Raw genomic sequence first — 23,113 nt, forward strand, 5'->3', positions numbered from 1 at the left:
CGAGTTTCAACGGCCTCCAATTTTCCAGACTGCAGCGCCGGCGAGCATTCCGGCACCGGCTGCCGATAAAAGAAGCCGCTCACCGGGCTGAAAAGGCCGTGATTTCGATGCCAGCGACAGCGAAAGCGGAATCGTCGCCGCCGACGAATTGCCGAATGTATGGATCGTTCTTGCCGCGATAGAAGCAGGCAGATGCAGTTGGTCGCAGACTTTATCGATCATGCGCATATTGGCCTGATGAGGAAAGAACCTGTCCACATCGGCGGCGGCTAACTTTGCCTGTTCAAGCACATCCGCTGCACAACGCGTCATCATGCGAACGGCCTGCGTAAAGACGGCTTTGCCGTCTTGCATGGTCATTCTTGTATCACCGGCGGGAATGGAGATCAGGCCATAATTCCCGCCATCGGATATGAGTGCTGATCCCCGCAGTCCTTCATGCGGGTCGTTTGACGGTGCGAGCAGAACGGCTCCAGCAGCGTCCGCGAAGAGAATTGCCGTGTTGCGCTCCTCCATGCTGATGCGACGGCTCAATATATTGGCTGCGACCACCAGAACCGGCTTTCGGAAGTTTTTGACGAAGCCGTCGGCCAGCACAAGTGCATAGAGAAAACCTGAGCAAGCGCCCGCCAGATCGATCCCGCCGCAGTTTTCCAGCCCCAGCTTGTGCGCGAGAAGGGGCGCGGAAGGCGGCAGAAGATGATCCGGCGTCGATGTGGCGAGAATGACGAGCGCCACCGAACTGTGTGGAACACCGGCATTGTCGAGCGCCATTGCACCGGCCTTCATTGCCATATCCGTCAGCGTTTCATCCGGCGCCGCCCAGCGTCGTTCGCGGATGCCGGTGCGTCTCTCGATCCAGCCAGCTTCAAGCCCAAAACGCTGCTCCAGTTCGGCATTTGCAACACGGCGGTCTGGCACATAATGACCAAAGCCCGCCATACGGCTCGAAATGCTCATCGCGCCCCGCCCCTTATCATGTCCGCTGCCGCGTCGATCGCGTCATAGGCGAGGTCCAGATCAGCTGGCGTCACGCAATAGGGTGGCATGAGATAAATCACATGGCCGAGCGGACGCAGAAGCACACCCCGTTCGCGGAAGAAGGCTTTCAGTTTCGGCCCCGCATCGGAGAGATAGCCGGTTTGTTCGACCGCGAGATCGAGGGCAGCAATGGTCCCTTGCTGGCGCAGATTGGTAAAACGAGGATCACCCTGAAAGCGTGAAAGTCGTTCGGAATGCCATTGACCGAGCGTCTTGATACGATCCGCAACGGGTTCTGTTTGCCAGACTTCGATATTGGCACATGCTGCCGCGCAGGCAATCGGATTGGCGGTATAGGAACTGGAATGGAAGAACGTGCGGCTGCGATCTTTCGAAAAATGCGCATCGAAGATTTCAGCAGTACTGAGCGTCGCAGCCAACGGAAGAGCGCCGCCAGTAATACCTTTGGAAAGACACAGAATATCCGGTGTGATGGAGGCCTGTTCGCAGGCGAACATGGTGCCCGTGCGCCCCCATCCGGTCATCACTTCATCGGCGATGAGAAGTGTTCCGTGGCGCTGCGTAATCCGCCGGAATTCAGCCAGCAAATGCGCGGAATAGATTTTCATGCCGCCTGCACCCAGAACCAGCGGTTCAATCAGCAGGGCTGCAACCTCGCCATTGCGGCAGAAATGTTCCAGCGCATCAAGCGTTTCCTGCTCTCGCCCCGCCGACGGAAACGGAATGGTGTCGACCTGAAACAGCAAGGGTTCATAAGCGGCGTTGAACACGCCGCGCGCGCCGGTGGACATGGTGCCGATCGTATCGCCGTGATAACTATGCTCCATCACCACGATGCGTGAACGCGGTTCGTTTCTGTTGTGATAGAAGCCGAGCGCCATCTTGATCGCGACTTCGACCGCTGTGGAACCGCTGTCGGAATAGAACACATGGGCGAGGCCCTGCGGGGCGAGTTTGACCAGCTCTTGCGCCAGCCTTTCTGCCGGTTCGTGAGTAAACTCGGCAAAGATGATCTGATCAAACCGTTCCAATGCGTCCCGGATTGCCGCCATGATCTTTGGGTGGCGGTGCCCATGGGTAATCACCCACCATGACGATATGGCATCCAGCACGGACTTGCCGGTTTCATCTAGCAGATAGGCACCGTCAGTTTTGACGATCCTGCGGAAAGCCGGTTCGGTGGCGTGTTGGGTGAAAGGATGCCAGACGGGAGACGAATGCGCGGTCATTCGGAAGCTCCGCCAAAAATGTTTATGTCGAAATGCTCGCGAAAGGCTTGGCGGAGTGCGTCCGGATCAAGTTTCGCAAGGCGGGGCAGCCGCCCCAGTCTGCGCACGCCGCTCAGTTCCGGGATGATCTTCTCTGTATCCGGTTGATGATCGCCGACGAAGGCAATGCCGAGCACGGGAATATTGCGTCGGTTCAATGCCTCAAGCGAAAGCAATGTGTGATTGATGGTACCGAGCCCGGTTCTTGCACAGAGGATGACCGGCTTCCGCCAGCGCGCAAAAACATCGATGAACGTCGTGCGCCGCGTCAGCGGTACATGCAATCCGCCTGCACCTTCAATCACCAGAGGCGCATCGACCGATGGTACTGCAAGTGCATCCGTATCGATCTCCACCCTGTCGATCTGCGCCGAAAGATGCGGTGAAGCAGGCGTATTCAGGCGCCAGCTTTCGGGGATCACGTTCCGACGTGATAGCCCGGCAAGCTGGACAACGGTTTCGCTGTCAGTTGCCTCTTCCAGCCCCGACTGAACCGGCTTCCAGTAATAGGCGTTGAGCGCACCCGCAAGGGCTGCGGAAAAGACGGTCTTGCCGATACCCGTATCGGTGCCGGTGATGATGAAGGTGCGGTTCATATCATTTCCTCTGCCATGATCGCGGCAAGGTGCTCGAACATGCGCGTTATCGTGGGTTCGTCGACATTGAGCGTGATGGTGATGCGCAGTCGCGCCGTGCCGGCAGGCACTGTTGGCGGGCGTATGGCGCGCATGTCGAAGCCCTCGGCCTGCATGCGATGTGCAATACGCAAAGTGCGGTCGGCATCGCCAATGACGAGCGGCAATATCTGCGTTCCGCTGCCGGACCTGCCGAAGCGATTGGCGAATTGCGCGTTGGCGACGTCGATAAGCCGATGCAATTCGTGCCGCCGATGTTGTTCGGCGGCCATGGTTTTGAGCGCACGCCGTGTCGCCGACACTTGCAAGGGTGAGGGCGCGGTCGAATAGATGAAAGGCCGCGCGCGGTTGACCAGAAAATCGCGCAGGATTGGGTCTGCTCCAACCAACCCGCCGGCGCTTCCCATCGCCTTGCCGCAGGTGTGAAGCGTAATAACATTCGGTCTGTCTTCCAGTCCGGCAGTAAAACCGCGCCCGTCCGATCCGTGCACGCCTGTGGCATGGGCTTCGTCGATGAAAAGAAATGCATCGTGGCGGTCTGCTATCTCAATGAGATCGGAGAGCGGCGCGCGGTCGCCATCCATCGAATAGAGGCTTTCCACCACAATCCAGGGGATGCCAATTCCTCCCTTCTCGCGCCATGTGCGGATGGCTCTCTCGAATGCATCCGCATCGTTATGCGGGACGGAGACGATGTCGGCCTTTCCGGCTCGCATGCCTTCGTGTGCGCTGGCATGGATAAGCTCGTCATAGACGATCAGATCGCCGCGCAGCGGCAAGGTCGAGAGAACCGCGAGATTTGCCGCATAGCCATTGCTGAAATAAAGCATCGACGGCGCCCGAAACCAGGTAGCGGCTTCGGCCTCCAGAAATTCGTGTTCCAGGTGATTGCCCCGCAACAGCCGGGAGCCGCCAGACCCGGCGGCAAGGCCGTTTTCCAGCTCGGCAATCAAAGCATTGCGGATCGACGGTGATGCGGCAAGGCCCAGATAGTCGTTCGAACTGAAGTCTGCGCCCTTATTGCCCGAAAGCGTGCGCAGATGCCGCCGCCGCTCAAGGTTTTTCAGCTTGGCGGCGTAACGGGCCAATGGATCCGTGTTATGCATGGTTGTCCAGCGTGTCGGCGGTCAGGCCAAGCCGCCGCATAAGGCTTGTGTCGCGGTCTTCGCCCGGATTGGCGGCGGTCAGCAGCGTGTCACCGATAAAGATCGAATTTGCGCCTGCGAAAAAACACAGAGCCTGCATTTCATCGCTCATCGAATTGCGCCCGGCTGTCAGTCGCACATGCGATTGCGGCATCATCAGGCGGGCAAGCGCGATGATGCGGACAAAGGCGATAGGGTCGACGGGCGATGCTTTCTCCAGCCGCGATCCGGGCATCGGGATCAGCATATTGATTGGCACGCTTTCCGGTGGTGTCGGCAGATTTGCCAACGTCACGAGCATATCGATGCGATCATCTTCGGTTTCTCCAAGGCCGAGAATGCCGCCGCTGCAAACCTTGATTCCGGCTTCACGAACATGGGCGAGTGTTTCCAGCCGATCATCGAAACTGCGCGTCGTGATGACCTGCGGATAAAACCGCTCCGACGTATCGATATTGTGGTTGTAATAATCAAGTCCCGCTTCCGCAAAGGTCTGCGCCTGATCCGGGCTCAACATGCCAAGCGTCATGCAGGTTTCCAGGCCGAGCGCTTTCACCTGTTTGACCATTTCGGCAATCGCCGGTTCATCACGCGGCTTTGGGCTGCGCCAGGCCGCGCCCATGCAATAGCGGGTTGCGCCGCTATCCTTTGCCTTCTGCGCTTCTTCGAGAACCGTATCCAGGCTCATCAGTTTGGAGGCTTTCAGACCCGAGGCATGATGCGCCGATTGGCTGCAATAGCCACAATCTTCGGGGCAGCCACCGGTCTTGATATTGAGCAGTTTGCTGAGCTGAACGCGGTTCGGATCGAAATTGGCACGATGAACGTTCTGTGCCTCGAAAAGAAGATCGTTGAACGGAAGATCGTAGAGCAGACGCGCGCTTGCGAGCGTCCATGCATCTTGTTCCGATTTGGACGCCGTTTTCTCAACGCCTTTCGGGTTCGATTGCACCATATTGAGCATGCCTTCTCCACTTTATCTATAAAAATAGAAAGAATCTATGAAATATAGATTATTCGCATGTATGCTGGCGACTCAAGTGAAATTATTATAGATAAAAAGGCGTGTTAAATGACGCACTGCATTGTGACTGCGCCAGAACGAAAAACGCCGCGATCGACGGATCACGGCGCTATAAAATCAGTGGGGCAGAGAAGTCAGCAAAAGCCTGTTGCAGCGCAGGCGGCTATCCGTCTGAGGGTTCGAGCTGCGTTTCAAGACGTTCTTGACGGAGGCGATGACGTCCCAAAGGCAGCATGATGGGGCGACCGGAGGTCGGGTCGGTCATGATGCGGCTTTCCAAATGAAAGACATCGCGGACATTTTGTTCCGTCAGCACTTCGTCAGGCGTCCCGGTTACGTGTAGCTGTCCGTTAGCCATTGCGACCAGAAAATCTGCATAGCGGGCAGCAAGATTGAGATCGTGCAGAACCATGACGATTGTGGTTCCGCGCTCCCGGTTGAGGTCGGTGAGGAGGTCCAGAACCTCAACCTGGTGACTGATGTCGAGAAAGGTCGTCGGCTCGTCCAACAGGAGGATGTCGGTCTGCTGCGCCAGTGCCATCGCAATCCACACGCGCTGGCGCTGGCCGCCGGAAAGTTCGTCTACCGGTCTGTCAGCCAGTTCGGTTGTCCTAGTTGCTTCAAGTGCCGCTGCGATTGCTTCGTCATCGGCCCGCGTCCATTGCGAGAAAACGCCGTGATAGGGGTTTCGACCTCGGCTGACGAGATCGGCGACCAATATGCCTTCTGGCGCCACCGGCGATTGCGGCAGCAGACCGAGCGTCTGTGCCAGTTGCCGGGAGGGGAGGGTGTGGATCGACTTGCCGTCAAGCAGCACCTGCCCGTGGCGCGGGACCAGAAGCCGGGACATCGTTCGCAAAAGCGTGGATTTTCCACAGGCATTCGCTCCGACTATCGCGGTCACCTTGCCGGAGGGGATTTCAAGATCGAGACCGTCCAGCACAAGCCTGTCACCATAGCCGGTGGTCAGCTCACGCACGATGAGAGTGTGATCGGTCATAGGGATGCCCCGCTGCGATTGGCACGTATGATAAGGTAGATGAGATAGGGAGCGCCCAGAGCTCCGGTGACGACGCCAACCGGATAGCGGCCCGGCAGCAGGAATTGTCCGCAATAGTCGCCAGCGAGAACAAGTATGGCTCCGATCAGCGCAGACGGGACGAGCAGGGAACCGTTACTGCCGATGATGCGTGCTGCAATGGGGCCGGACAGAAAGGCGACGAAGGCGATGGGGCCTGAGACGGCTGTGGCGAAGGCTATCATACCGACGGCGGCAATGATGATGACGATCCGGGTTCGCCCGACATTGGTTCCCAATGCTGCAGCGCTGTCGTCGCCCAGCCGCAATGCTTCGAGATCGCGAGACCGGCTCAAAAGCAAACCGCCTAAAACGATCAGGGCGATCAGAAGCGGAAGCATCTGGTCCAGCCTTGCGCCGTTGACGCTGCCGGTGAGCCAACGCATGGCTTCCTGCAAGCTCCATGCCGGAGCGCTCGACAGAATATAGGCGATGAAGCTTTCGAGCATCGCCGAAACGCCAATGCCGACAAGGATAAGACGGGTTCCGGCAATCCCGTTCCTGAAGGAAAGTCCATAGACGGCAAGCGCTACGGCAAGCCCAGCCACAACGGCAAAGATCGAAACAATGGGGCCGCTCAGCGAGAGCACAACGATTGCAAAAACAGCTGCAGCACTTGCACCGGAACTGATGCCGATAATGTCGGGGCTTGCGAGCGAATTGCGCAGCATAAGCTGGAATGCGACGCCGCCGAGGCCGAAGCTCAGCCCTGCCAATACGGACAGGACGGCGCGCGGCAGGCGCAACTTCCCGACCGTGAAGCTTGCGCCTTGAACATCTTCGCCCAGAAGCACCCGCACAACATCTTTCGGCGGGGTGAAAGATTGGCCCAGCATCAAAGTGAGGAGGAAGAGGGCGACGAGAATGACCAGAAGAAGGCCGATCACAAGATTGCGCTTGCGGGTGCGGCTGCGACGGTTTCGGGCGATGAGATCAGCGGTGGCATGCAGCATGGTTACAACTCGCGAACCCGTTGGCGTCTGACGATCCAGATGAAGAACGGCGCACCGATCAGGGCGGTGACGATCCCGACATCGAGTTCGGCAGGACGGGCAATGAGGCGTCCGACAATATCGGCAACAAGCAGGAGACAGGCTCCGCTGAGGGCCGAGAACGGTAACAGCCAGCGGTGATCCACGCCTACCAGCAGGCGACAGAGATGCGGCACAACCAGACCCACAAAGCCGATGGGACCGCAGATGGCGGTGGTTGCGCCACACAGCAGAATTGCGCCGAGCGCCGCAACTGCGCGTGCGAAGGCAACCTTTTCTCCCAACCCGGCGGCAAGTTCGTCGCCGAGTGCGAGCGAGTTCAGTTTGCGCGCCAATAGAAGGCTGACAATGAAACCGGCGGCGAGAAACGGCAGCACATAAGAGAGTCGGTCGAAAGTTGCACCGCCAACGCCACCGATCTGCCAGGCGCGAATGCCGCCGGCGATGTCGTTGCGGGGTAGCACGATGGCGATAACCAACGAGGAAAATGCCACCGACGTGGCTGCACCGGCCAGCGCGAGCTTGAGCGGTGTCGCGCCACCACGGCCAAGCGATCCGACCATATAGACGAAGACGGCGGCACAACCGGCACCGAATATTGCTGCCCAGATATAAGCTGGTGCAGAAACGATGTTGAACCACGCAACGCCGATGACGACGGAGAGCGACGCGCCCATATTGATGCCCAGAATGCCGGGGTCCGCCAGCGGATTGCGGGTGATGCCTTGCATGATCGCGCCCGCCAGTCCGAGTGCCGCACCGGCGAGAACCGCCAGCAAGGTGCGCGGAATGCGCATGGCGACAGCGGCCTGTCCGACGGTGTCCATATGGCCGCGCAGGGCCGCGACAATGTCAGACCACGGCACTTCACGCGTGCCGAGCGACACGGATAGAACGCAGAGGATCACGAGAAGAAGGACGACGGCGCCGAGCCAGCCGGTCCTTGCTTTGTTGGACCGATATATAGTGATCGGCTGGCTTGAGCGCCGGACGCGGGCGAAAGTCATTTTGCTTTATCGGCCGCGCCGGCGAGAAGGGCGACATAGTCCTTCAGTACCCAGGAAATGGAAAGCGGCGTGGGATTGGCAGCGGTCCCGAGCGGATTTCTGCCCAGCATGACCACTGCATTGTTTTCGACCACTGGCATTCTGGCGAGAAGCGGATTGTGTTTCATGGCATCCAGCAATTCCTGACTGCCATAGGTCACGACGATGTCCACGTCATCGAACATGTCGACGCGCTCGGCACTGATGGAGCCAGAGAACTGGCCCGGCTTGGAGGCGTCGACCACGCTTTTGGGGGAGTTCAGGCCAAGGTCCTTGAAAAATCTCACCCGCGTATCGTTGGTGGTGTAGAAATTGACCGTGCTCAGGTCTGTCGTGTCGAGATGCGTGACGAACATGGCCGACTTGTCCTTCAGGTGCGGATACTGGCTGACCGTCTCGGCAATCTCGCCTTCGATCTTTGTGATCAGCGCTTCACCTTCTTCCGCCATGCCCATGCCGGCGCTGTTGAGGCGGATCATGTCGCGCCAGTCGGTTGACCAGGGCGCTTCGGGATAGGCAACGACGGGGGCGATCTGGCTGAGTGTCTCGTAGTCGGACCGGCTCAGGCCGGAATAGGATGCGAGGATGACGTCGGGCTGCGTTTCGGCCACGGCCTCGAAATCGATCCCGTCGCCCTCATCGAAGAGTACTGGCGTATCAGCGTCGAGTTCCCTCAACTTTGCGGCCACCCAAGGCAAGAGACCATCATTGTCCTCATCACCGAAATTGGCTCGCGCAAACCCAACAGGAACCACGCCGAGTGCAAGGGGGACCTCATGGTTCGCCCAGGCAACGGTGACAATCCGCTTCGGCTTTTTCTCTATCGTGGTTGTTCCGAAAGCATGTTTGATAACAATCGGGTAGGCTGTCTTCTCATCAGCTTGAACCCCTTGCGGCGCGATGATCGCCAAGCAGGACAGGGCAACGAAAACGAGAGAGCGAATGGACCACGTCATCCGGCGCATTCTCCTTGTGTATAAAGTGGCCTTTCAGTCTCAAGTTAAGCTCATCGCGTCAAGGCCGAAGCTCGCACCTTGATAAAGCTGTTGCGAATTAACCGTGATTTCCTACAAAAAAGCAGTTTTCTACAATACTGGACAAAGCTTCTCAAGTTAGTGGCGATCCGGGGACAATTTCAGTTTCTTGATTGCTTCGACGATCGGGCTCATCCGGTCGTTGATCGCAACGCTGGTCGATGTCTCCACACTTTGAAAACCGTCGCCGAAAGCGATCGCCGCAAACTGCATATCGGACCTGACCATGGACATTGAAAAGACCGCTGAGATGAAGAAAACCACCCAGGTTCGCTACCGCAGGGCAATTCTTCTGGGGTGCACGGCGCTTGTCGTTTCCATGCCGGGTCTGGCTTTGGCGCAGCAGGCGACGACAACGGAAACGCCGACGGTGCTCAAGACCATTACAGTTGATGGGACTGGCGGGCGCGACGACGATTCCAAGTCGATTGTCGCGACGAGAACCACCGGCGGCGGCAAGATGGCGACGGATATCATGGATACGGCAGCCTCCGTATCGGTGATCACCGCCAAGGAAATACAAGAGCGCAACGCCCAGACCGTCGAGCAGGTGCTGCAATATACGGCGGGTGTCTCCACCAATTTCTACGGGTCGGATGACCGGTTCGACTTTTTCCAGATCCGCGGTTTCGATGCCAACACTTATCGCGATGGGCTGTCCCTCGGCCGTCCTTTTGGCGGCATACGCGAAGAACCCTATGCGTTTGAACGCATTGAAGTTCTGAAAGGCGCGAGCTCCACGGCTTTCGGTGTTTCCGATCCGGGTGGCATGGTCAATTACGTGACCAAGCGACCGAAGCGCGAGCGCTTCGGCGAAGCCTATGTCACGGGCGGCTCGTTCAATCACAAGGAAGTCGGCTTTGATTTCGGTGATAATCTGACCGGCGACGAAACGCTGTCCTATCGCCTAACCGGCAAATTCAAGGATTCTGACGCCGAATATGATTATTCGCGCGATGATGAAAAGTTCATCATGGGCGGGCTGACGTGGCGTCCGAGCGATGCGACCAATCTGACGGTGATCTTCGATCATCTTCACCGCAATGGCGTGCCCGGAAGCGGCGGTCATCCGGTCGGCACTAGAGCGTTTCCCTGCCTGATTGAATCAGCAGGCTTTGCAAATCAGTTACTTTCTGATTCAAGCTATCTGCCGATGGAGGTCGGCAGATATGTCGCGAGCCCTTTCCATTGATCTTCGAATACGTGTAGTTGCTGCCGTTGATGGCGGTGCATCGCATCGAGAGGCTGCTGAGCGTTTCGGTGTAAGCGCAGCCAGCGTTAGCCGTTGGCGTAACCTTCAACTCCAGCAGGGAAATGTTCGACCCGGTCCACTGGGCGGCGACCGCAATTCTCACAAGACAGAAGCTCATGCTGATCAGATCATGATCTGGCTCGCCGAACACAGGGACGGTACTCTCTTCGAACTTCGCAGTGATTTGGCCGCCCAAGGCATCATAATCAGCAAGTCGGCACTGCACCGCTTTCTTGTCCGGCACGAACAAACGCGTAAAAAAAGACTGGCCATGCTGTAGAGCAAAGCCGTCCAGACGTTCTGGAAAAGCGGCAATGCTGGTTCGAGGAGCAACTTGATCTCGATCCAGAGCGGCTCGTGTTCATCGATGAGACCTGGACAGCGACCAATATGGCCCGTAGTCATGGGCGGTGCCGCAAGGGTGAGCGGTTGCGAATGGGTTTTCCTCACGGCCATCGCAAAACGACCACGTTGGTTGCGGGGCTGCGCAATACGGGAATGGTCGCGCCACTTGTCATCGACGGCCCCATCAACGGTGATTGGTTCGAGGCGTATGTCGCTCAGGTGTTGGTTCCAACATTGAAACCAGGTGATATTGTCATCCTCGATAATCTGTCCAGCCACAAACGACCGGCAGCAAGAGAATTGATCGAGGCGGTCGGCGCGACAATGATGTTCCTTCCACCTTACAGTCCAGACTTCAACCCGATCGAAAAGGCCTTCTCCAAGCTGAAGGCGCTTTTACGAAAGGCTGCCGAGAGAACAGTCAATGGGCTTTGGGATCGCATCGGTCAGATGGTTGAACTCATCGAACCGCAAGAGGCTCAGAATTACTTCAACTCGTGCGGATATGATCCAACTTGAAAGGGAAACGCTCTAATTTCAACAGAAGCCGCTTTTTCGGCGAGCCGGATTTCAACTATCGCGGCACCGACAGAAATACCGTCAGCGCCATGTTCGATCATGATTTCGGCAATGGTTTGAGCATGAGCGCCAACGGGCGTTACAGCAAGCAGGACACCGATTTCGGCTATGCCTATATTGCGTCCACACCGACCGATGGTTCCACGATTGCCAAGCGCGACTTCTTCGGCAATGAAGCTTCAGCCGAGAACTTCGTGGGCGATGCGAACCTGAAATATGAGACAAGCTTTGACCGGTTCGAAAGCCGGACGATGGCGGGCGTCGAATACAATAATTATTCGGCCACCAACAAGACGCTCTGGGGCCCGGCACCGAGCATCGACTGGACCAATCCTGTCTTTACCGGTGCTCCGGTCAATCTGCCTCTTATCGGCAGCACGTCAACCAAGCAGAAAACCAAGGCGATCTACTTTCAGCAGGATCTGACATTCGCGGAAAAGCTGATCGCCAGTGTCGGTCTGCGTAATGATTGGCTCGACCTGTCGCAGACGAACAATCTCAGCAACAAGACGACAGATGGCGATCTGAGCGAGTTCACCAGCCGCTTCGGCCTCACCTATCGGGTAACGGATGAATGGGCGGTCTATACGAGCTATGCTGAATCGGTCGCTCCTCCGGCCATTGGTGTCGATCCTGAGCGGGGCGAACAGATCGAAGTCGGCGTGAAATACCAGCCAACTGCATTTCCGGCCCTGTTCACCGCGTCCGTTTATGATCTGACCAAGAACAATATCTCGGTCAACAATCCTATCACACTTCAGCCATCCACGATTGGCGAGGTTCGCGTTCGCGGTATCGATCTGGAAGCCAAGGCCGAGCTGACGAACAATCTCAACCTGATCGCGGCCTATTCCTATATGGACCCCGAGATCGTAGAGAACGGTACCGGTGGCAATGAGGGCAACCGCCCGCAATTTGTTTCTAAGCACCTCGCTTCGCTTTGGGCGAACTACAAGATCGAGGGCAGTGGTCGTCGCGGCGACATGACAATCGGTGTCGGCGGTCGTTATATTGGTGCGTATTACTTCACGCCAGCCAATACGTCGGGCACCAGCGGCAATGTCGTGTTCGATGCCGCATTCACTTACGAGTTCCTCGATAATTCAGCGCTGCAGGTCAATGTCAGCAATCTGTTCGACAAGAAATACGTCGCCTATGGCGGTTTCGGAGCGGATTTCTACAATCCCGGTCGCGAGATCACGGCAACGCTTCGCCGCACCTGGTAGGATGAGCAGCTCCGCCGGAAACAGGCGGCGGAGCTTACAATCCGAAATTGGTCAGCGGTTCGACTGGAAGCGCCGCCATGCGGCTGGCGTTTCTCCCACCACCTGACGGAAAGCCTTGGTCAGATGAGCCTGATCGGTGAACCCGAGCTGTGCTGCGATGCCAGCGACGGTCAGGTTGCTATCTGCCAGCAATTGTTGCGCCAGATCGATGCGCTTCGCCATTTGCCATTGCAGCGGAGTTTTCCCGGTTGTCTGCTTGAAGACATTGGCAAACCAGCTTTCCGACAGACCCACCGCTGCCGCCATTTCGGCGACGCTTAACCGGCGATCACCGCAACTGTCGAACCGTGCGTTCAGCTTGTTCATCTGCGCCATGGTGAGGCGGCCGTAGCCCTGCTTGTTATCCTCGTTCGGTATATCGAGAAGCCCGGTCAGAATGCTGCCGATGAGGTTTTCCGCAAAAAGCCCGTGTTTTACCGGATTGGCTGTTTCATCGACGAGCAGGCGGGCAAGCATTTCTATGGCGCCAAGGTCCTGAATTTCCACCGGACTGCGCATGGCGGCCATGGCCATAGAGGTGCCGAGTGTCGGACTTAGATATTTGAGCAGCCGATCCTTGTGAAAATGCAGGTTCAGGTGCGAAAACCGGTGAAGCGAAACCGTATTCGTCCACATCGGTACGCCAGCGGGTATGTAGATCGCACGCGTCATCGGGCGGTGATGCTGGGTAAGGACGCTGCTGTCGTTCGATATGCGAATGTTTGACGAAACATCCTGAAAAAAGATCATGATGCGGGGATCGTGCGACAGGAAATAGCCATTGGCTCCCGTCTGGCTTTCAGCCTCCCAATAGACACTGACCAGCCCGTCCAGTACGCGCCATTGAACCGGCGCAACCACCCGGATGCCTTCGGCTTGCCAGATCATCGAATGCCAGAAGCCCAAAACGTTCCGATCCGTATGCGACAGCGTTTCATTGGAATTCCGGCTTCATGGCCGGACATGTTTCGTAAGAAATGCGCCCGGATACCGTCGCATTAATATGACTAAAATTATCATCTTTGAAGGCGAAGACAAGATAATTCTACCAAAATGCGGGGGAGACGTTGCCCCTATTTCACTCGAGGTCCTCCTGCTCGAAATGTTGGGTAACGTGAATATCGGTTGTTTCCAGACGCCCGGGCCCGAGATTGATGAACTTGTGCGGTATGTTTGCCGGACCGAAGACAACCTGTCCCTCCGTCGCCTCGATCTGTTCATCGCCAACAATGAACAGGGCATTTCCCTGACGGACGATGAAAATCTCGTCATAGGGGTGCCGGTGCAGTTTGGGACCATGCCCTACAACATCGGTCGAGAAGAATATGATCGACGCATCGGTGCCAAATCTCTTGCCTTCGACGCGCCCAGACCAGGCATCATCACGCCTCGCCCATTCTTCTCTTTTCAAGACAACGGCTTGTTTCGTCAAAACGGTTCTCCCGGCTTTTCAAGGCACTGGAATTTCGACCCTGCTGTTGGCATTTCCCGATTGGGAACGGAAGGTCAAATTCTAACGAGACCGGAGCGCTTCAACAACCCCATCAGAACCAAGGGCAAAAGCGTGGTGATGAGAATGGCGATGAATGCCATGGCCATGCCGAGGCCGACTGAGCCTTGCTCGAACTGACGCCAGATGAAGATCGAGATGGTCTGCATTCCAACCGGAGCCACCAGTATCGATGCGACGAGCTCACGCGTGGCGACGGCAAAGACGAGCAACATCGCCGTTATCAGGCTGGGGGCGATCAGAGGCAGCATGATGCGCCGGAAAGCGGTAAAGCTGTTTGCGCCGCACACTCGTGCCGCAGCTTCCAGATTGTCGCCGATCTGGTGGAAGGCAGCCGATGCATAGCGGATCGGCTGCGGCAGAAGAATGCAACAATAGGCAAGCAGCAGGATCAGCGGCGTATTGTAGGGCGAGACAGGCAGCATCGGCTGGTTCCATGCCAGAATGAGACCGACGGCCACAACGACGCCGGGCAGGGCATTGGGCAGGACGGTCAGTATGTCGAGCCAGAAACGCCCGCGAAAGCGCATCTTCACCACGGCATAGGCGGCAACCGCGCCGAGCAGTCCTGTCAGCAGGGCACTCGCAACACCGAGTGACAGGCTGTTGACCAGTGCACGCATGCCACCTGCGCTGTCTTCGGCAATGGCTGCAAAATTGTCGAAGCCGAGGTTCGATGGGGTCAACCCGCCAGATACGGTTTTGGAAAGAGCGGTCGCCAGAATGGCCAGCAGAGGAATGCCGGTCGCAGCAAAGGCGATGATGGCGAACAGAACCACCACCGGAATTGTAAGGGCCCCAAGCGGACGCTTGTCCTTTGCCTGCGGCTTGCCGCCCGTCGTCACATAGGAGCGGCGCGTCAGTATCCAGCGCTGGACGAGAAAGGCGGCCAGCGACAGGCATACAAGCGCCAGCGAAAAGACGGCAGCTCCTGCAAGGTCGATAGGCCAGTCGGAAATGCGCAGATCAATTTCCGTTACCAGAACGTCAAAGCCGGAACGGCGTCCAAGGGCTGCTGGCGTACCGTATTCCTCGATAGCTGCCGCGAAAACCAGAAGAAGACTTGCCGCGAGGCCCGGCGTCGCCAGGGGCAGGGTAATGCGGAAGAAGGAGCGCCACGGCGAAGCCCCGAACACCCGTCCGACATCGGAATAACGAGCGCCAACTGCTTCAATCGTACGCGACACCGCGAAATAGACGAGCGGAAACGTGTTCAGCGCCATGACGAAGCTCATGCCTGCGACAGAAAACAGGAATGGAGCCAGATTGAAACCTGTGAGCTGTTCAAGATAACCGCGCGGCTGCAGGGTCATTATCCAGCCAAGCGTGGCAATATAGGGCGGGATCATGAAGGGCACGAGCATCAGCACGTCCCATAATATGGCGAACGGCACCTTGTAGAGTGCCCGGAAAACTGCAAGCGGTACGGCGATGAGGGCAGAAAGCACAACCACCGAAAGCCCGAGCAGAACGGTATTGCTGCTCATGCGCAAAAGCTTCGGGTCTTCAAACAGGGCCGAGAGATGCAGAAAAGGCTCGGCCAGCGAGCCTCTCCCCAGTTGCGGAAAGATTGCCTGAAGGACGATGAAGACAAACGGCACCGCGACAATGAATGCAAGCCCGGCTACCGCAACAAATCCGAGCGGGTTGCCAGCCGCCGCACTGCCTGTCTTCATATCTGTCTGTCCCCCAAGTATTAGTTGCTGGCTGCGAAAGCGGCGCCGAATTCCTTCAGCGTATCGTTGCGCTTGCCATAGACTTCCTTGGCGTCGATCGGCAGGATTTTCAGGTCGCCGATCAGCGGGCGATTGGCCGGAATGTCGGTGCGCGACGGCATCAGATAGGTGTCGGCAACCATTTTCTGGCCTTCGTCGGACAGCATATAATCGATGAACTGCTTGGCTTCGTCCTGGTTCTTCGACCATTTGAGGATCATGGCCGGTCGCGGTGCAATCACTGTGCCGGATGTCGGGAAAATGACGTCGATGGATTCACCCTTGGCCTTGCCCGCGAGCGAGATGTAGTCGACGGCACCGAACACGGCGGCCTTGGCGCCCTGAAGGACGGGGTTCAAAGCTTCTGCATTGGCACCGGCGACAGTTGCGCCATTTTCGTGCAGGTTCCGGAACAGGTCCCAACCCTGTTGCGCCTGAAGGGCGGCAACGAGCTCGAAGGTTGCTCCCGACTGTGCCGGGTCCGGCAGATTGACGAGATCCTTGTATTCAGGCTTGGCGAGATCCGCCCATTCGGCGGGCTTCGGCGTCTTGCTGGCAGGGTTCCACGCGATACCGAGGGCAGAGACGCCCTGCGCGACCGCTGTTTCATTCTTGAGGAAATCCGGCACTTTTTCGGCGTTCAGGCTGGTATAGGCGACCAACCAGTCACGCTTGGCGAAGTCGGTTGCCGTATCCCATGAGGCCGAGATCAGAACGTCGACAACCGGATTGGCGGCTTCCGCTTCGATGCGCGCCATGACTTTGCCGGTCGTTGCCTGAAAGACATTGACCTTCGCACCGGTCTTGGCGGTGAAGCCTGCGGCAAGCTTTTCGATCAGGCTGCCCGGACCAGCCGAGTAAACCGTGATATCTGCATAGGCCGCAGTGCTGGCCAGCAAAGCGGTGACAAGCGCAAGCCCCGCGCCGAGAATGGATTTTTTCATGTTTGCCTCCTGAGATATTCCTGATGGAATGGTCTATTTTGAGAACCAGCGCAGCTGGCTGGCATCGACGGAGATGCCGACCGGAACGCCGGGTGAAAGACGGATGCTGTCGAGATAGGTCAGTTCGTGGCCGTCCTGCTGCGAGCCGATGCGCACTGTGGTCAGATGACCGTCGCCGCGAAACTGCGAGCGCAGGACCGTTGCCGGGATTGCAGCTTCATGGACGGGCACGCTGCGAACCGAGCGCGACGGCAACAAGACATGCGTTGCCTGTCCCGCATGAGAGCCATGGGCGATGTGGATCTCGGTGCGTGCAATCCTGTAGGCGTTTTCACGCCGCTCCACCGGGACGACACAGCCGAGCCGCAGAAAATCTGCGACTTCCGGTGTTGTCGGTTCTGCGACAAGCGCCTCGGGGGCGGCGAGCTGTTCGATCACACCGGCGCGCATGACAGCTACCTGATCGGCAAGCGAGAAAGCTTCGCTCTGGTCGTGGGTGACATAGATCGCGGTCAGGCCGAGATTGGCGACAAGCTGTCCGATCTCGGTGACCATGTTTTCGCGCAGTTCGCGGTCGAGATTGGAAAGCGGCTCGTCGAACAATACCAGTCCCGGCTCGGCGACGATGGCGCGGGCAATGGCGACGCGTTGCTGCTGGCCGCCCGACATATCGCTGATGGCACGCTCGCCGAAGCCCGAAAGACCGACGCGGTCGAGTGCCGAGGCAACACGCTTTTCGCGCTCTGCACGGCCGAAGCCGCGCATTTCGAGCGGAAAGGACACATTGCCGAAAACAGTCATATGCGGCCAGAGCGCATAATCCTGAAACACCATGCCGAGATGGCGCTTCTCAGGCGGAATGAACGATCCTGTCTTGGCATCGGCGACGGTGACGCCGTTGATTGTGATCGAGCCCTTCGTCGGGGCGAGAAGGCCAGCCACGAGACGGAGCAGCGTTGTCTTGCCGCAACCGGATGGCCCGAGCAAAGCGAGCGTCTGTCCCTTCGGCAGTGAAAGATCGATATTTTTCAAGATGGTGGCCGTGCCGTAGGCCAGATTCAGCCCTTCGGCCCGAACGGCGACATCCGCTTTAATATTCGAGGAATGCAACATTTTCCCACAATCCAAATAGATTGGGAGCTTCTATTCCGATTGCATGACAGTGGCATGACGCTGCGGAAGCTCATCTTGTTTACCGTCGGGAACCAATCGCCATCGCATCGGTTTGTCCCTTCATGCGACAAAGGAAGGGAAGACAATGAGATTTGGAAAGCTTGCTCTTGGTCTGACAGGATTGGCGGTAGGATATGCGCTGACACGGGCAAGTTCGCCGCAAATCCCGCAGGGTATCGTGCCGGTAAAACCCTTCGATCTCACGCGTTATCTCGGCAAGTGGTACGAGATCGGGCGGCTTGAAAACCGCTTCGAGCGCGGTTTAACCCGGACGACGGCGGAATATTCATTGAATCCCGATCAAACCGTAAAAGTGGTCAATCGCGGCTTCGATCCATGGAAAGCGCGTTGGACACAAGCCACAGGAATCGCTCGCTTTGTGCGATCTGCCGATGAAGGCGCGTTGAAAGTTTCATTCTTTGGACCCTTCTACGGGGGCTATAATATCGTGGATATCGATGAAGACGACTACCAGTGGTCGATCATTGTCGGTTCGACGCGGAGCTATTTCTGGGTGCTTTCGCGCGAGCCCGAGGCAAGCGGAGAGCTGAAGGCGCGAGCGGTCGCACAGGCCCTCCTGTTGGGGATCAATCCAGACACTATTTTGTGGGTGCCGCAATAAGCGCGAAAACCCTGCATCAAAAGGCCCGCCGAAGCGGGCCTTTTGGTTCTGATCTATGCCCCGTATGGCACCCAGATATTCTTCACCTGAATGGCACGGCGCAGATAATCCCGGCCCTGTCCTTCGGTCTTGTTGAACCAGTTCGGCAAGCGGCCATTGGTGACCCATGTGGCCTTGAGGTTTCCGGCTGACGCCTTTTCGGCCATTGCGCTGCCCTCACGTGAACCAAAATACCAGAGCGCAGCAACGTCATCATGTTCGGCAAGTGTCTTCGTCAGAAGGTCACGCTCGCCAGTGACGATGTTGACCACGCCGCCGGGCACGTCGGACGTGTCGAGCACCTGATAGAAATCACCTGCGATCAGCGGATGACGGCTCGATGGTACAACGACCGTCCGGTTACCCATGGCAATGGCGGGAAGTACCAGTGAAACGAACGAGAGAAGCGGCGCTTCGTCGGGGCAGACGATGCCCATCACGCCCCATGGTTCGTTCATCGCCAGTGTCACATGACGCGACTTGGTGGAATGAACCGCTCCGTCGAACTTGTCGGCCTGTGCGGCATAATAGAAAATCCGGCGCAGCGCGGTTTCAAATTCCTCTTCCGCTTTCTTTTCGCTGACGCCGGTGCTTTCGATCAGCCGTGCCACGAAGTCCGTGCGGCGTGCATCGAGGTTTTCGCCAAGATAATAGAGCACCTGAGCCCGGTTATGCGCAGTGGCTGCGCCCCAGCTTCCAGCCTTGCTTGCAGCTTCCACCGCATTGCGGATGTCCTTGCGGTTGCCGATGCCAGCCTGACCGATGACCGAGCCGCCCTTGCCGGTGACCGAATAGCTATAGCCGCCATCCGGACGTGCCTGCTTGCCGCCAATATAGTTCTTCATCGTGCGGTCGATACCGTTGATGGTGATCTTGTCGTCGCCGGAGGGCGAAGCTGATGGCACGAAGGCTTCCGCAATCTTGGTCGCGGACAGTGCCTTTTCCCAATCGGAGACGAGATATTCGTACATGCCTTCGCGTGCGCCTTCGCGACCGAACCCGCTTTCGCGATAGCCACCGAAGCCTGCGCCTGCATCCAGCATGTTTGTGCAGTTGATCCAGACGACGCCGGCCTTCACCCGCGCAGCAAGATCGAGTGCGACATTGATGTTTTCGGACCAGATCGAAGCGGCCAATCCGTAACGTGTGTTGTTGGCGAGCGAGACGGCTTCGTCCGGTGTGCGGAAAGTTGTCGCCGCCGCAATCGGTCCGAAGATTTCCACCTGACAGACGGTTGATGCCTGATCCACTTCGGTGAAGAAGCCGGGCGCGATGTAATTGCCCTTTGCGGGTAGCAGGTTCGGCGTCTGCCAGAGCTCGCCGCCCTCCTCAATGCCCTTCTGGATCAGATCGGAAATGCGCTTCACCTGACCGGGTGAAACGATGGCGCCGACATCGGTGGATTTATCCAGCGGATCACCCACGCGCAATGTCTCGAGACGCTTTCTGAGTTTGGCATAGAAGCGCTCGGCAATGCCTTCCTGCACGAGCAGGCGCGACCCGGCGCAACAGACTTCGCCCTGATTGAACCAGATGGCATCGACCACGCCTTCAACTGCGGCATCAAGATCGGCATCTTCAAAGACGATGAAGGGCGATTTTCCGCCCAGTTCCAGCGACAGTTTCTTGCCCGATCCGGCAATCTGTTCGCGGATGACGCGACCAACCTGTGTCGAGCCGGTGAAGGCCACCTTGTCCACGCCGTCATGGCCGCAGATTTCCGCACCGGTGCTACCATCGCCCTGCACGACGTTGACGACACCGGCGGGCAGGCCGACTTCATGGCAGATCTCGGCAAAGGCAATGGCCGAGAGCGGCGTCAGATCGGCAGGTTTCAGCACGACCGTGTTACCGGCGGCCAAAGCTGGTGCGATCTTCCAGGCAAGCATGAGAAGCGGGAAATTCCACGGAATGACCTGACCGCAGACGCCAACGGGCGAAAAGCCCTTGAACTCATCTTCCAACATCTCGGCCCAGCCTGCATAGTGATAGAAGTGACGGGCGGCGAGCGGAATGTCGATGTCGCGGGTTTCGCGGATCGGCTTGCCGTTGTCCATGGTTTCCAGTACGGCCAGAAAACGCTCGCGCTTCTGAATATGGCGCGCGATGGCATAGAGATACTTGGCCCGCTCATAGCCCGAAAGTTTGGACCATTTGCCAAAAGCGGTGCGGGCGGCTTTCACCGCCTGATCGACATCATCCGCGTTGCCGCAGGTGATTTCGGCGAGCTTGTCACCATTGGCCGGATTGGCAACCGCAATTGCCTTGCGGCCTTCCGGTTTGACAAAGGTCCCGTTGATATAGTGGCCGAAGGAACGGCCATGCTGTTCCAGCCACAGGTTCACATCGCCGTTTGCTTCGGGGGAAGGTCCATATTCCATGGTCTTCAGGATGTCCTTGATGGGTCGCATTTCAAATTTTCCTTACGAGCATTTCCAGCAAAAGTGCGAAGTGGTTTTGCGCAGGAGAATGCGAAATTCCAAGTTTAAGCAGCGGCGTGACGGTTGGCGGCGGAGTAGCGCCCGGTCACGAAGTGCTCCAATTGCCGTTCGATATCGCCAAGCATCGACGATGCGCCGATGCGGAACAGGTCGGGCTCCAGCCAGCGATTGCCGAGTTCTTCCTTCATCAGCGTGAGCCAGGCCAGCGCGTCCTTTGCGGTCTTGAGGCCGCCCGCGGGTTTGAAGCCGACACTCTGACCGGAAAGCTCGCCATAATCGCGCAGCGCCCGCACCATGGTCAGGCTCACTGGCAAGGTGGCGTTGACGTCTTCCTTGCCCGTCGAGGTCTTGATGAAATCGGAGCCTGCCTGCATCGCCACCATCGAGGCGCGATAAACATTGGTCAGCGTATTGAGATCGCCGGTGGCGAGGATCGCCTTCATATGCGCATCCCCGCAGACTTCGCGCATGGCGGCAATTTCATCGTAAAGAGCCGACCAATTCTGTGTCAGCACATGCTCGCGCGTAATCACGATGTCGATTTCATCTGCGCCCTGTTCGACGGCATAGGTGATTTCAGCAAGGCGGAGCGGCAGCGGCGTCAGTCCGGCGGGAAAGCCTGTCGCCACCGAGGCAACCGGAATGCCGGAACCCTCAAGCGCCTTCACGGCATGGGACACCATGGTGGGATAAACGCAGACCGCGCCGGTGGTGATGCCTGCATCTGCAAGGCCGAGCGCTTCCAGAATATCCTCGCGCACCGGACGGCGCGCCTTGGCGCAGAGCCTGCGCACGCGGCCCGCCGTGTCGTCGCCTGCAAGCGTCGTCAGGTCTATGCACTGGATGGCGCGGATGAGCCACGCCGCCTGATATTCCTTTTTCACCGAACGGCGGGCGCTAATCGTAGCGGCACGGCGCTCGGAAGCGCTGCGATTGACGGACATATCCTCAAACCATTCCGGCTTGAGCGGTGTCCCGTTATTGCGGGGGAGGGCTTCGGTCATTTCATTGTCCGTTCGTGGGTTCAATTACGTTCAAGTGCGATCAGGCACGTTCGGTCGAAGGGGCGTGATCGCGGCAGAACGTTTCGAATTCTTCCTGGCTGGCATAGGCTTTCTGCGTGCCCGGCCGGGTGATGGAATGGGCCGCATAAAGAGCGGCCTTGCGAAGCGAGGCTTCCACATCGCCGGTCCCGGCGTAGAAGCGGGCAAAGGAGCCGATAAAAGCGTCGCCTGCGCCGGTCGTGTCTTTTGGTGTGACCTTGACCGGGGGAATATTGACGATTTCGCTGGCGGTAATCATGCGTGCGCCGCGTCCGCCGAGCGTGACAATGACGGTGCGGATGCCGCGCGCGATGAGCGAACGCGCAGCGGTAACGATCTCATCGTCCGTGCCGGTCGGCAGGCCGGAGAGGATCGCAAGCTCGCTCTCGTTCGGCACGAGAAAAGTCACCTGCCGGATCAGTTCGGGATCAAGGTCGGCGGCAGCAGGCGCAGGATTCAAAATGGTTTCGATGCCGTTTTCAGCGGCGAAAGCGATGGTGTGGTAGACTGTCTCGACCGGAACTTCCATCTGCATCAGGATGAGGCCGCAAGCTTTCAGATCGTCGGCAGCCTTGTCGACTTCGGCAGGCAGAAGATCGGCATTGGCGCCCTTGACGATCAGGATCGAGTTTTCACCCGATGGTTCCACGAAGATGGGTGCTACACCGCTCGACTTGCCGGGAACCTTGCGCACATGGCGCGTATCGACGCCGAACTCGTTCAGGTTGCGGATGGTATTGTCGGCAAAAATATCGTCGCCCACACGCGTGACCATCATCACATCTGCGCCAAGGCGCGCGGCAGCCACGGCCTGATTGGCGCCTTTTCCACCACAGCCGATTTCAAATGTCGGGGCTTCCAGCGTTTCGCCGGGGCCGGGCATACGGTTCACATAGGTGATGAGGTCCACCATGTTGGAGCCGACCACTCCGATCTTTCTGGTCATGAGACGTTCCTTTGA

Annotated in this window: 20 protein-coding genes and 2 pseudogenes; 4 read left to right on the forward strand and 18 right to left on the reverse strand. The window is 57.9% G+C overall.

Annotated elements, in window-relative coordinates; genetic code table 11:
• Positions 1–6 precede the first annotated feature (6 nt).
• From OANT_RS14610 to OANT_RS26755, 10 genes are all read right to left on the reverse strand, one after another.
• Positions 7–960: a beta-ketoacyl-ACP synthase III gene (locus OANT_RS14610; protein ID WP_011982569.1), complete on the reverse strand. Its 954-nt coding sequence runs from the start codon at positions 958–960 to the stop codon at positions 7–9.
• Positions 957–2,231 carry an adenosylmethionine--8-amino-7-oxononanoate transaminase gene (locus tag OANT_RS14615; RefSeq protein ID WP_011982570.1) on the reverse strand — a complete coding sequence of 425 codons (1,275 nt, stop codon included), beginning with the start codon at positions 2,229–2,231 and terminating at the stop codon, positions 957–959. Before OANT_RS14615 ends, OANT_RS14610 begins: the two co-directional genes overlap by 4 nt.
• Positions 2,228–2,866 (reverse strand): dethiobiotin synthase, encoded by a 639-nt coding sequence (gene bioD / locus OANT_RS14620; protein ID WP_011982571.1) that lies wholly within the window; start codon positions 2,864–2,866, stop codon positions 2,228–2,230. The genes OANT_RS14615 and bioD overlap by 4 nt, the downstream gene beginning before the upstream one ends.
• Positions 2,863–4,011, reverse strand: coding sequence for an 8-amino-7-oxononanoate synthase (locus OANT_RS14625; protein ID WP_011982572.1), 1,149 nt, complete (start codon positions 4,009–4,011; stop codon positions 2,863–2,865). The genes bioD and OANT_RS14625 overlap by 4 nt, the downstream gene beginning before the upstream one ends.
• Positions 4,004–5,014: a biotin synthase BioB gene (gene bioB / locus OANT_RS14630; protein ID WP_011982573.1), complete on the reverse strand. Its 1,011-nt coding sequence runs from the start codon at positions 5,012–5,014 to the stop codon at positions 4,004–4,006. Before bioB ends, OANT_RS14625 begins: the two co-directional genes overlap by 8 nt.
• Before the next feature lie 223 nt (positions 5,015–5,237).
• Positions 5,238–6,074 carry an ABC transporter ATP-binding protein gene (locus OANT_RS14635; RefSeq protein WP_011982574.1) on the reverse strand — a complete coding sequence of 279 codons (837 nt, stop codon included), beginning with the start codon at positions 6,072–6,074 and terminating at the stop codon, positions 5,238–5,240.
• Positions 6,071–7,105 carry a FecCD family ABC transporter permease gene (locus tag OANT_RS14640; RefSeq protein ID WP_011982575.1) on the reverse strand — a complete coding sequence of 345 codons (1,035 nt, stop codon included), beginning with the start codon at positions 7,103–7,105 and terminating at the stop codon, positions 6,071–6,073. The genes OANT_RS14635 and OANT_RS14640 overlap by 4 nt, the downstream gene beginning before the upstream one ends.
• A gap of 2 nt (positions 7,106–7,107) precedes the next feature.
• Positions 7,108–8,151 carry a FecCD family ABC transporter permease gene (locus OANT_RS14645; protein ID WP_011982576.1) on the reverse strand — a complete coding sequence of 348 codons (1,044 nt, stop codon included), beginning with the start codon at positions 8,149–8,151 and terminating at the stop codon, positions 7,108–7,110.
• A complete protein-coding gene (locus OANT_RS14650; RefSeq protein WP_011982577.1) occupies positions 8,148–9,146 on the reverse strand; it encodes an iron-siderophore ABC transporter substrate-binding protein in 999 nt (332 codons plus the stop codon). The genes OANT_RS14645 and OANT_RS14650 overlap by 4 nt, the downstream gene beginning before the upstream one ends.
• Before the next feature lie 156 nt (positions 9,147–9,302).
• The gene (locus OANT_RS26755) at positions 9,303–9,458 is read right to left on the reverse strand and encodes a hypothetical protein (RefSeq protein WP_158304333.1); all 156 of its coding nucleotides are present in this window, start codon (positions 9,456–9,458) and stop codon (positions 9,303–9,305) included.
• Between OANT_RS26755 and OANT_RS14655 the strand changes: the two are divergent.
• The 3 genes and pseudogenes from OANT_RS14655 to OANT_RS14670 form a co-directional block, all read left to right on the forward strand.
• Positions 9,451–10,305: pseudogene (locus OANT_RS14655) on the forward strand (TonB-dependent siderophore receptor); the annotation flags it as partial. The gene OANT_RS26755 and the pseudogene OANT_RS14655 sit on opposite strands and share 8 nt — an antisense overlap.
• 88 nt (positions 10,306–10,393) lie before the next feature.
• A protein-coding gene (locus tag OANT_RS25760) for an IS630 family transposase (RefSeq protein WP_011982578.1) occupies positions 10,394–11,340 on the forward strand; the annotation gives its coding sequence in 2 pieces (ribosomal slippage) (positions 10,394–10,733 and positions 10,733–11,340; 948 coding nt in all).
• A gap of 11 nt (positions 11,341–11,351) precedes the next feature.
• A pseudogene (locus tag OANT_RS14670) lies at positions 11,352–12,626 on the forward strand (TonB-dependent siderophore receptor); the annotation flags it as partial.
• Positions 12,627–12,677: 51 nt separating this feature from the next.
• Here OANT_RS14670 and OANT_RS14675 read toward each other — a convergent pair.
• The 5 genes from OANT_RS14675 to OANT_RS14695 form a co-directional block, all read right to left on the reverse strand.
• On the reverse strand, positions 12,678–13,571 hold the full coding sequence (locus OANT_RS14675) for a helix-turn-helix domain-containing protein (RefSeq protein ID WP_040128488.1): 894 nt from the start codon (positions 13,569–13,571) through the stop codon (positions 12,678–12,680).
• A 172-nt stretch (positions 13,572–13,743) separates the two neighbouring features.
• Positions 13,744–14,097, reverse strand: coding sequence for a cupin domain-containing protein (locus OANT_RS14680; RefSeq protein WP_011982580.1), 354 nt, complete (start codon positions 14,095–14,097; stop codon positions 13,744–13,746).
• 74 nt (positions 14,098–14,171) lie between these two features.
• A complete protein-coding gene (locus OANT_RS14685; protein WP_011982581.1) occupies positions 14,172–15,851 on the reverse strand; it encodes an ABC transporter permease in 1,680 nt (559 codons plus the stop codon).
• A 20-nt stretch (positions 15,852–15,871) separates the two neighbouring features.
• Positions 15,872–16,834 carry an ABC transporter substrate-binding protein gene (locus tag OANT_RS14690; RefSeq protein WP_011982582.1) on the reverse strand — a complete coding sequence of 321 codons (963 nt, stop codon included), beginning with the start codon at positions 16,832–16,834 and terminating at the stop codon, positions 15,872–15,874.
• 33 nt (positions 16,835–16,867) lie between these two features.
• Positions 16,868–17,947 carry an ABC transporter ATP-binding protein gene (locus tag OANT_RS14695; RefSeq protein ID WP_040128487.1) on the reverse strand — a complete coding sequence of 360 codons (1,080 nt, stop codon included), beginning with the start codon at positions 17,945–17,947 and terminating at the stop codon, positions 16,868–16,870.
• Between the two features lie 145 nt (positions 17,948–18,092).
• Here OANT_RS14695 and OANT_RS14700 point away from each other — a divergent pair, with 145 nt between their 5' ends.
• Complete coding sequence (locus tag OANT_RS14700) at positions 18,093–18,629, forward strand: lipocalin family protein (RefSeq protein WP_011982584.1); 537 nt, start codon at positions 18,093–18,095, stop codon at positions 18,627–18,629.
• A 53-nt stretch (positions 18,630–18,682) separates the two neighbouring features.
• Here OANT_RS14700 and OANT_RS14705 read toward each other — a convergent pair whose 3' ends face one another.
• The 3 genes from OANT_RS14705 to rbsK all read right to left on the reverse strand — a co-directional run bounded on the left by OANT_RS14705 (position 18,683) and on the right by rbsK (position 23,098).
• Entirely contained in the window at positions 18,683–21,079 is a 2,397-nt protein-coding gene (locus OANT_RS14705) for an aldehyde dehydrogenase family protein (protein ID WP_011982585.1), read from the reverse strand.
• Positions 21,080–21,153: 74 nt separating this feature from the next.
• A complete protein-coding gene (gene deoC / locus OANT_RS14710; protein WP_011982586.1) occupies positions 21,154–22,113 on the reverse strand; it encodes a deoxyribose-phosphate aldolase in 960 nt (319 codons plus the stop codon).
• A gap of 40 nt (positions 22,114–22,153) precedes the next feature.
• Complete coding sequence (rbsK, locus tag OANT_RS14715; RefSeq protein WP_011982587.1) at positions 22,154–23,098, reverse strand: ribokinase; 945 nt, start codon at positions 23,096–23,098, stop codon at positions 22,154–22,156.
• Positions 23,099–23,113: the final 15 nt, after the last annotated feature.

Origin of the sequence: Brucella anthropi ATCC 49188, assembly GCF_000017405.1 — a bacterium.
Taxonomy (GTDB): domain Bacteria; phylum Pseudomonadota; class Alphaproteobacteria; order Rhizobiales; family Rhizobiaceae; genus Brucella; species Brucella anthropi.